The organism is Flavitalea flava, from assembly GCF_054461575.1.
The window spans coordinates 1-3,336 of the sequence record NZ_JBTLQH010000105.1 but is presented as its reverse complement, the minus strand read 5'-3'; the positions used below and the strand labels follow the sequence as shown (position 1 = coordinate 3,336).

At 47.7% G+C, this 3,336-nt stretch carries 2 rRNA genes; both read left to right on the top strand.

The features are described 5' to 3' along the window. The first annotated feature begins 209 nt into the window (after positions 1–209). Positions 210–3,087: ribosomal RNA gene (locus ACX0G9_RS31530) — 23S ribosomal RNA — on the top strand. Positions 3,088–3,184: 97 nt separating this feature from the next. Next, positions 3,185–3,296: ribosomal RNA gene (rrf, locus tag ACX0G9_RS31525) — 5S ribosomal RNA — on the top strand. Positions 3,297–3,336: the final 40 nt, after the last annotated feature.

The window sequence follows — 3,336 nt, the reverse complement described above, 5'->3', positions numbered from 1 at the left end:
AGTTCTTTACAAGTTCTTTCAAACAGATGATGTGATTCGTACAGGCGGATCGATTGGTTCAAGTCCAACACATCAACTATTGGTAACGGTATGCAGATAACGCGAGTTGTCGACATAAAGTATATCAAGAGCTCTTTGACATATTGGGAAAAAATAGGTTGTAATACCGAGTGACTTTAAGAGGTAAGACTCTCAAAAATCTTAAGTTTTTTAAAGCAATTAAGGGCGTATGGTGGATGCCTTGGCTCTAAGAGGCGATGAAGGACGTGGTAAGCTGCGATAAGCTGCGGGGAGCTGCACACAAGCATTAGATCCGCAGATTTCCGAATGGGACAACCCAGTACACTGAAGGTGTATTATCCGAAAGGAAGCCAACCCAGGGAACTGAAACATCTAAGTACCTGGAGGAAAAGAAAACAAACGTGATTTCCTGAGTAGTGGCGAGCGAAAAGGAAACAGCCCAAACCGAAGTGGCGTGCTGCTTCGGGGTTGTAGGACTGCATTTAGAAACTGTCATCAAATTGAATCATCTGGAAAGTTGAGCCATAGAGGGTGATAGCCCCTTAAGTACAAATTGACAGGGACGAGCAGTATCCTGAGTAAGACGGGACCGGAGGAATCCTGTCTGAATCTGCCGGCACCATCCGGTAAGGCTAAATACTCCTTAGAGACCGATAGTGAACCAGTACCGTAAGGGAAAGGTGAAAAGCACCCCAAACAGGGGAGTGAAATAGTACCTGAAACCGTGCGCCTACAAGCGGTCGGAGCAGAGCAATCTGTGACGGCGTGCCTTTTGCATAATGAGCCTACGAGTTGCTCCTCACTGGCAAGGTTAAGTTCTTTAGTAACGGAGCCGTAGCGAAAGCGAGTCCCAATAGGGCGCTTAGTCAGTGGGGGCAGACGCGAAACTTTGTGATCTATCCATGAGCAGGTTGAAGGTGTGGTAACACATACTGGAGGACCGAACCCATTAGCGTTGAAAAGCTATGTGATGACTTGTGGATAGGGGTGAAAGGCCAATCAAACTGAGAGATAGCTCGTTCTCCCCGAAATGTTTTTAGGAACAGCGTCGCATATAGAAGTTTATTAGAGGTAGAGCTACTGATTGGGCTAGGGGGCTTCACCGCCTACCAAACCCTGACAAACTCCGAATGCTAATAAATATCTGCGGCAGTGAGGCTGTGGGTGCTAAGATCCATGGCCAAGAGGGAAATAACCCAGATTAGCAATTAAGGTCCCTAATACGTAGTTAAGTTGATCAAACGAAGTTTGAACCCTATAACAGCCAGGATGTTGGCTTGGAAGCAGCCATTCATTTAAAGAGTGCGTAACAGCTCACTGGTCGAGGGTTCAGGCACGGAAAATAATCGGGCATCAAACTACGAACCGAAATTCTAAGATTGCCACTAGGTGGTATATCGGTAGGGGAGCATTCTGATCAGCTGCGAAGGTGTATGGCGACATATGCTGGAGCGTTCAGAAACGAAAATGTAGGCATAAGTAACGATAAATAAAGTGAAAAACTTTATCGCCGAAAGTCTAAGGGTTCCTGATCAACGTTAATCGGATCAGGGTTAGTCGGGTCCTTAGGCAAACCCGAAAGGGGAAGCTGATGGAAAACTGGTTAATATTCCAGTACCCGCTTTAGTTTCGATGGAGTGACGGGGTAGTGAAAGGACTGCGTGACAACGGATGTTCACGTTAAAGGGTGTAGTTATAGGCTGTGCAGGCAAATCCGCACGGCTTGGCGAACCTGATAGTACAGCAAAGCTTCGGCAGCGTTGATAATGTCCCTAATCAGACCTCCGAGAAAAACTTCTAAGGCTAGGCTAAAGCGGCCCGTACCGCAAACCGACACAGGTAGACGAGATGAGTATTCTAAGGCGCTCGGGTGAGCCGTGGAGAAGGAACTAGGCAAATTGTGTCTGTAACTTCGGGATAAAGACAGCCTACTTCGGTAGGCCTCAGCAAAATGGTTCAACCAACTGTTTAACAAAAACACAGGGCCCTGCAAAATCGAAAGATGACGTATAGAGCCTGATACCTGCCCGGTGCTGGAAGGTTAAGGAAGGATGTTCGGCGCAAGCCAAAGCTTCTGACTGAAGCCCCAGTAAACGGCGGCCGTAACTATAACGGTCCTAAGGTAGCGAAATTCCTTGTCGGGTAAGTTCCGACCTGCACGAATGGTCTAATGAGTTGAACGCTGTCTCCTCCACGAGCCCGGTGAAATTGTAGTATCGGTGAAGATGCCGGTTACCCGTCACGGGACGGAAAGACCCCGTGAACCTTCACTACAACTTTGCATTGATTTTGAATTACGGATGTGTAGAATAGTTGGGACTCTACGAAGCAGTGGCGCCAGCCATTGTGGAGAGGTCGTTGAAATACCAACCTTCTTTGATTTAGAGTCTAACCCCTTGCGGGGAACAGTGCATGGTGGGTAGTTTGACTGGGGTGGTCGCCTCCTAAAGTGTAACGGAGGCTTGCAAAGGTACCCTCAGTACGGTTGGTAATCGTACGAAGAGCGCATTAGTATAAGGGTGCTTGACTGTGAGACATACAGGTCGAGCAGGAGCGAAAGCTGGCTAAAGTGATCCGGCGGTTCTGCATGGAAGGGCCGTCGCTCAAAGGATAAAAGGTACTCCGGGGATAACAGGCTGATCTCCCCCAAGAGCTCATATCGACGGGGAGGTTTGGCACCTCGATGTCGGTTCGTCACATCCTGGGGCTGGAGAAGGTCCCAAGGGTTCGGCTGTTCGCCGATTAAAGTGGCACGTGAACTGGGTTCAGAACGTCGCAAGACAGTTCGGTCCCTATCTGTGATGGGCGCTAGAAAATTGAGTGGACATGACCTTAGTACGAGAGGACCGGGTCGTACGTACCGCTGGTGTATCTGTTGTGCCGCCAGGTGCAGTGCAGAGTAGCTATGTACGGACAGGATAAACGCTGAAAGCATCTAAGCGTGAAACCTTCCACAAGATGAGTTTTCTTTTAAGGGTCGTCAGAGACTATGACGTTGATAGGCTATAGATATAAAACTGGTAACAGTAAAGTCGAGTAGTACTAATTGCCCGTATGCTTTAATTTTTTTTTATCATTCGAGTTATTACAACTTCCCAATATGTACATTATTGATATCGGATGTCTCTTTTGTGAGAGAATAGGATCTGATATTTTACATTCTTATGGTGGTTTTGCCGAGGGTGTTCACCTCTTCCCATACCGAACAGAGAAGTTAAGCCCCTCATGGCCGATGGTACTGCACCACAATGCGGGAGAGTAGGTAGCTGCCATATTCATTGAAGCCCTGTCATTTACTTGACAGGGCTTTTTTTT